The organism is Chamaesiphon polymorphus CCALA 037 (assembly GCF_003003845.1).
Lineage (GTDB): Bacteria > Cyanobacteriota > Cyanobacteriia > Cyanobacteriales > Chamaesiphonaceae > Chamaesiphon > Chamaesiphon polymorphus.
In genome coordinates, this window is sequence record NZ_PVWO01000331.1 from 1 (window position 1) to 6,689 (window position 6,689).

The window sequence follows — 6,689 nt, forward strand, 5'->3', positions numbered from 1 at the left end:
GCTCGTCGGCACGGTTCGATCGACTGGCGGTGGCAATCTCGATTAATACAGTGCTTTTAATCGCATTCACTTACTATCTCTCACCCAAACAAATACCATGAAACTCACAATTGTCGAACCAAATAAAGTCCGCTCTAATTCTGTTAATTCACTCGATCGTAACTCCAAAAATCATCGTTTTACGATGCAATGGCGATCGATTGATGGGAGACTGCAATGCCAATGGTTTGTAAATTGAGCTGTGCTGCTAAATATTTCATCAACCAAGGTAACGCCATAGATTCTCCAACTGACGATCGATCTTTGGCGTAGCCTCACTTTTTATCGTCGCGATCGATTCTCGTGCTACGAGGCTTTGCCAACACTAGCTTCTGCATTGACTAATATTTACGATTATGATGGTCTGTAATCTCAATGAAGCTGCCTAACAATGCCCATGCACCCCGATCCCTAAAAGATTGCCAAAAATTAATCCCTGGAGCAAAATTATGACACCTAAATTAACTCATGCCAACCCCAAAATCCTCGCATCTGGCGAAGGTGAATCGCACCAACTGGTAACTCACACAGTAGTGTGGAAAATCACAACTGAAGATACCAACAGTCGTTATGCGATGTTTGAAATGACCGATACCGTTGGTGGTGCGGCACCTGCCCACAACCATCCCTGGGAAGAGACGTTCTACATCCTAGAGGGCGAATTAGACATCCAAATCGGCGATCGGTATGCAACGATCGGTGCTGGCGCAGTTGCCCATTTCCCAGCCAATGTCGTTCACGCTTTTAAAATAGTTTCTCCCGTAGCGCGCGTGCTAATCGTCGTCTCACCTACTATTGCCGAAGCATTCTATCGAGAAGCTGGTGCGCGAATTACCAGTTTCCCACCCGATCCGATCGTCGTGCAAGAGATCTGCGAGAAATATAATTTGCAACCTCAATAGTAACTATTTACCTAAACAATGGGAGAAAAATTACGATTGAGAATTTTCCAAAAGATCGCATTAAAGTTATCGAAGTTTTAGCTCGATCGATCTGCTTAACAATGCTCATATACACCGATCGTCGTCCTAAAAGATCGCCAGCGGATTTTATAAAACCCATTTAAGATCTTTTTAGGAGGAATCGATCGATATTCGTGAGGATACTTTGTATGTCCGAGTCCAGCATTGAAGTAACACTGCGCGAGATAACTAAAGACAACTGGCGCGATATCGTCCGCTTAAAGGTAGCCCCGTACCAAGAGCAATTTGTAGCATCCAACGCCATGTCTATTGCAGAAGCACATTTTAATCCAGAGGTTGCTTGGTTCCGCGCAATCTACGCTGGTGATGTGCCAGTCGGTTTTTTGATGTTGGAAGACGACGTAGTTCGGCAAGACTACTTTCTTTGGCGTTTTATGATAGACGATCGATACCAAGGTCGTGGTTACGGGCGAAAGGCGTTAGAGTTGTTCTTCGCACACGTCAAGACGCGCCCTGGAGGGGATGCGATCGAAACAAGTTGCGTGCCAGCCAAAGGTAGTCCCGGTTCGTTCTACGAAAAGATGGGTTTTGTCTATACTGGACAAGAAGAGAACGGCGAACTTGTGATGCGATGTGAATTGCGATCTAGAAAAGGAGTACGATGATGATTGAGATCCGGTTGTTTGAAACACAGGATGCCGAACAAATAGCGCGACTGTTCCATGAAACAGTTCGTGAAATTAATGTCCGCGATTACTCAAGCAAGCAGGTTAGGGCGTGGGCACCTGAAGATATCTACTTTAGAAACTGGGTAGAGGTGTGTTCGAGCCGATTCACCTATGTTGCTGATGATGAGGGTGCGATCGCTGGTTTTGGAGAGCTAGAACCAAATGGTCATATCGACTGCTTTTACTGCCACAAAAACTATCAACGTTGCGGCGTAGGCAGACAAATCTATCAGGCAATTGAAGCCAAAGCAGTGGAGTTGTCAGTGAGCCGATTATTTACAGAGGCAAGCATTACTGCAAAGTCGTTTTTCCAGCGCATGGGTTTTTCAGTGGTTAAAGAGCAAGAGGTGACTCATCGGGGGGAAACATTCATCAACTACGCAATGGAAAAGCTCCTGTAGAATATAGCATCACAACCCCAATCCACGCCGAGCCAGGTTGTCTGTTAATCGTTCGATGTTATGTGCTGCGGGCGATTGGGAACCTTAAACAGAATTACGATCGATTGATTCCTTTAGCACGGATGTAACATAAACGTTTCTAGATGAAGATCGCCCTCAAAGATCGCTAGTAGATTTTATAAGGTCGCGCCTAACGCGATTAAATTCTCTTGTTGGGCGGCAGTCAATCCTTGGATGCCCCGAATATTCATCCCCTCATAGGGTCGAGGAGCGCGGAGGATTTTGACGCATTCACCCGTAGCAATATCCCAAATCCGAATGGTGGCATCAGCACTAGAACTAGCTAGCAACTGTCGAGCGATGCCATGTTGAGGGATGAAAGCTACCGAGAATACTCCACTTTCGTGTCCCTCTAATACTTGCAGACATTCACCCGTGTGGAGATCCCAAAGTCTGACGGTGCGATCGAAACTGCCGCTGGCTAGCAATCGTCCATCTGGACTAAAAGCCACAGACATCACAATGTCCGTATGACCCCGCAAAACCTGGAAACATTCACCCGTAGCTATGCTCCAAAGTCCAATCGTGCGATCGCTACTACCACTAGCCAAAATATCGCCGCTGGGGCTAAACGAGATCGTGCAAATCCCTCTGCCCACCTGCCAAGTCCGCAGACATTCACCCGTGTGGATATTCCAAAAGTTAATCGTGCGATCGCCACTAGCACTAACCAGGATATCTGGCTGGAAGCCAAACGCTAATGACATCACCCAATGCGTGTGCCCTGTCAAAATCTGGAGGCACTCACCCGTTTGGGTACTCCAAAGTCTAATGGTGCGATCGGTACTGCCACTGGCAAGAATTCGACCGTCCGAACTGAAAGCCATCGAGCGGATTTCGTAGCTATGACCGGATAAATTTCTGAGGCACTGGCCATCCTGCACGCTCCAGAGTTTAATCTTCGGATCTCCATTGCTACCGCCACCAGCTAGGAATCGACCATCTGGACTCACTGCCACTGCTCTAATCGCGTCAGTGTGACCTCGAAAACTCCTATATTCACTATTTTGAATATTCCAAAGTCTGAGCATCTTATCGAAGTATCCACCAGCGATTAATATGGGTGGGTTCGCAATATTTGGGTCGATCGATTCTGGTAAATGAACTGTCGGGACAAAGACGATCGCAAAGAGCGCATTTGAGTACCCCTGTAAAACCTTGAGACATTGACCAGTCTCTAGACTCCAAAATCTAATCATGCGGTCTTGGCCGCCGCTGGCAAAGAGCTGACGATTCAGATCGACGGCGATCGACCATAGCCCGTTCTCATGACCGATGAGCGTCTGCTCGCACTCTTGAGTTTGAATATCCCAAATTTTGATGGTACGATCCTTGCCACTGCTGATGAGCCTTCGACCATCGCGATCGAAGGCTACCGATTTCACTTCATTTTTGTGCCCTACTAAAGTTCCCAAACACTCACCAGTATCGATCTCCCAGATTTTGACTGTAGTATCATCGCTGCCGCTGGCTAGAAACTTGCCATCTGGACTAAATACTACAGACCAAACCCAGCCTTGATGACCCGCCAGCATTTTCCAGTACTTTCCATGCCTACCGTTCTGGATTTGCCAGAGGTGAATAGTGCCCTGAGAACAGCCGCTGGCAATGGTGCGACCATCTACACAAAATGCAATACACTTGACATCTTGGGGGTCGATCCCATCTTCATACTGGAGGCTATTCAAACACTCCCCACTGTTGACATCCCAAATTTTGATGGAGCTATCATCGCTACCACTTGCCAAGATTTTGCCATCTGGACTAAATGATACTGAGTATACCGCCTGGGTATGGTCGGTAAGTGTCTTCAAGCACTCACTAGTGTCTAAATCCCAGATTCTGACGGTGCCATCGAAACTGCCGCTTGCCAGTATCTGGCGATCCTCCGCTGAAGACGCTAGGCGAACAGAGGCGTAAGTCAGTGAATGAACTAAACTGATGTGACCTTTCAAGATCGACTGAAGTTGATGAGTGTGCGTATCCCACAAGTAAATATCGCCGTTAAAACCACCACTAGCAAGATAGTTGCCATCTGGACTTAAAGCTAGTGAGTTAATGCTACCAAAGGTTTCAGTAAAAACTGACTTGGCTACATCAGTATCGGCAAAATTAATGTCGTGTAAATCGATTCCGAGCAGATAAGCTTGCCAAATACACAGACCAGAAAAATCGTACCCACTCAAGTCAATTTGCAAGTGACGATAGAGGTTAATCAGATTACCCCCCGCATAGCCACTAGTCCCCGCAAATTCCAATCGCAGTTTAACTAATAAGCGATCGAGTTGTTGCTTAATCTCTAGTTTCGATCGCAATTTACCCGTGAGTCTTTCGACCAGCGGGACTAAAATCATCCGCACTTGACTTTCCCGCACATAATCTTTAGTCTGAGCCTGAATCAGTGCATGACTATTGAAGATTGCCACTTCAAGAGTCGTAATTTCTTCGCAAATCTGCTCGATTAATACGGCAGTGACATACTCCATTACCACGGGTTGCAAGGTAAAGCCGCCAGAACTTTGTTCGATTAGACTTCGCCTAGCTAATGATTGTAATGCGCTCATTACTTGCGCTCTATACCCGCTCGGAATAAAGTCGGCTAATAGTTGCGAGATCGATACAGCTTCGCGTCCGATCGCCAACCAGTACAATACCTGTTGCTCGATCTCGGATAATCGCTCGAATTGCTGTGCTAGTAAAGCATCGATTCCATTACAGAGAATTACCCCCTGTTCTAAAAACGCGCTCACGCTACCATCGAATAGATCTCGAATCGTCGTCGCTGCAATTTTAATTGCTAACGGGTTGCCAGAATAAGATTGCTGTAACTGCTGCCAATCATTGGCATTATCTGTATGACAACCATTTGCAGTTCCGATCTCGGCTACTTCTGTTTCACTCAAGCCAAGTAAATCTAATGTGCAAACTGCCGTAGATTCCCCTTCTAAATGAAGTAAAGTTTTAGGCTTTTCCCGACTGGTTAATATTAGACAACTAGCATGATGTTCGGTAGCAATCCGACGCAGGAGTTCGCTATAGCCAGCATAACCGTCGCGATAACCACCATCGGCGAGAATCGACTCAAAATTATCAAAAACGAGCAGACAACGCGTAGTGCGTAAATATGCCATCAATTGGGAGATCTGAGCATCTACGGTATCCGCAGGTTCGGTTTGCTGTTGGCGGGAGACAAAGGCAATGAGCTGAACGAGAACTTTATCCAGTGGCGGGGCATTGCGGAGAGATTGCCAGAAGATCCGCTCGAATTTTCGATCGGCAGCTAACTTTTGAGTGAGGAGGGCTGCTAGTGAAGTTTTACCCATACCTCCCATCCCCACGATCGAAATCAGCCGACAAGGGGACTCCAGGGAATCAAGATCGGAATTGCCCGCCAGCCACATTTCCAACTGCTGGAGTTCGGTTTCGCGCCCAATGACGCTAGAAACATCGATCTGCTCTCCCCAGTAGCAATCTCTTTCTGGGGGTGAAGCAGGGGCAACTTCTGGCACCACTAATTTGGGAGAGCGATTCGGCTGTGCGGACACTTCGACAAGTGCTGTGCGATCGCGCTGACGGCGCATGACAGCTTGCAAATTACTTTTAGTGACTGGTTCGCCGAGTGCTTGACTCAACTGTTGCCACAGTGCATAGCCGACATCGCGGACATAGCCCATGTCATAACCGACTCGCTCGGCAATACGTGCATAAGTCCACCCCTCCCAGGTATAACGAAAGACTTGCTCTTGAAGATCGCGCAGGCTTTGTGCTGGGAGCAGTGTGTCGAGTAATGCTAAGGCTTCATCCGCTGTCATTTGCCAAGACCCTGCCTGAATATCTAGTCTTATTCTAATCTGAATAATTCGATGATTGTTTTGAGATACTACGCCAAAGATTGTGGAGTTGGGTATGCTATCTGTAGTGTCTCCCCACCGCTTAACCTGAAAGACTCTATGACTATCGATCGACTTTCTCACCTGCAAACTGAAATTGAAGGCTATTACCGCTGATTTTAAAAGTTTTGGGAGTTTCAGTTTGAAAATCAATAACGACTAAAACTGCTACTCCCTTCCCGCCAGAGCAAGAGAACTTAGTAGCGGCGATCTGGATGTGATTCTCCTCACGGAGAATCGATTCTCCTAACGGAGAGGCTACGCCAACGACTAAAATGATTGTATGGTTGCAATTTCAGCCAAGTGAATATCTTTGGAAACCGAGTATGACCATTGCTAGATCCGATCGCATTAGTACAGATCCAGCCGAAATCTTAGCCTACATGGAACAGCAAGCCGATCTGTTCGATCGAGCCAAACCCCAGATCGTTGAAGCATATCTGAACCAGTACGTTTGGTTTGAAAATGGACAGGTATTAGACTCCGATCCCAGCCATGAAGACCTAGTACTCAGAATTTATGGTGCAGGGGAACCACGCCCTTTATTTGTCCGTAAAGTGAGGGCAGTAGAACGATACCTGTCTAAATGTTAAATCTGAGTGAGAGAAAATTAATCAACGTTACCGTTAAAAAATACATTTACACGGT

General features: G+C 46.7%; 5 protein-coding genes. 4 read left to right on the plus strand and 1 reads right to left on the minus strand.

The annotated features are described in order from the left end of the window. Positions 1-488: 488 nt before the first annotated feature. The 3 genes from C7B77_RS20665 to C7B77_RS20675 all read left to right on the plus strand — a co-directional run bounded on the left by C7B77_RS20665 (position 489) and on the right by C7B77_RS20675 (position 2,091). Entirely contained in the window at positions 489-941 is a 453-nt protein-coding gene (locus C7B77_RS20665; protein ID WP_106309240.1) for a cupin domain-containing protein, read from the plus strand. A 209-nt stretch (positions 942-1,150) separates the two neighbouring features. After that, the gene (locus C7B77_RS20670) at positions 1,151-1,627 is read left to right on the plus strand and encodes a GNAT family N-acetyltransferase (RefSeq protein ID WP_106309231.1); all 477 of its coding nucleotides are present in this window, start codon (positions 1,151-1,153) and stop codon (positions 1,625-1,627) included. Continuing rightward, the gene (locus tag C7B77_RS20675) at positions 1,627-2,091 is read left to right on the plus strand and encodes a GNAT family N-acetyltransferase (RefSeq protein ID WP_106309243.1); all 465 of its coding nucleotides are present in this window, start codon (positions 1,627-1,629) and stop codon (positions 2,089-2,091) included. Before C7B77_RS20670 ends, C7B77_RS20675 begins: the two co-directional genes overlap by 1 nt. Positions 2,092-2,267: 176 nt before the next feature. Here C7B77_RS20675 and C7B77_RS20680 read toward each other — a convergent pair whose 3' ends face one another. Further along, positions 2,268-5,963: a WD40 domain-containing protein gene (locus C7B77_RS20680; protein WP_106309234.1), complete on the minus strand. Its 3,696-nt coding sequence runs from the start codon at positions 5,961-5,963 to the stop codon at positions 2,268-2,270. 404 nt (positions 5,964-6,367) lie between these two features. Between C7B77_RS20680 and C7B77_RS20685 the strand changes: the two genes are divergently transcribed. Beyond that, positions 6,368-6,634 carry a hypothetical protein gene (locus tag C7B77_RS20685; protein WP_146138424.1) on the plus strand — a complete coding sequence of 89 codons (267 nt, stop codon included), beginning with the start codon at positions 6,368-6,370 and terminating at the stop codon, positions 6,632-6,634. Positions 6,635-6,689: the final 55 nt, after the last annotated feature.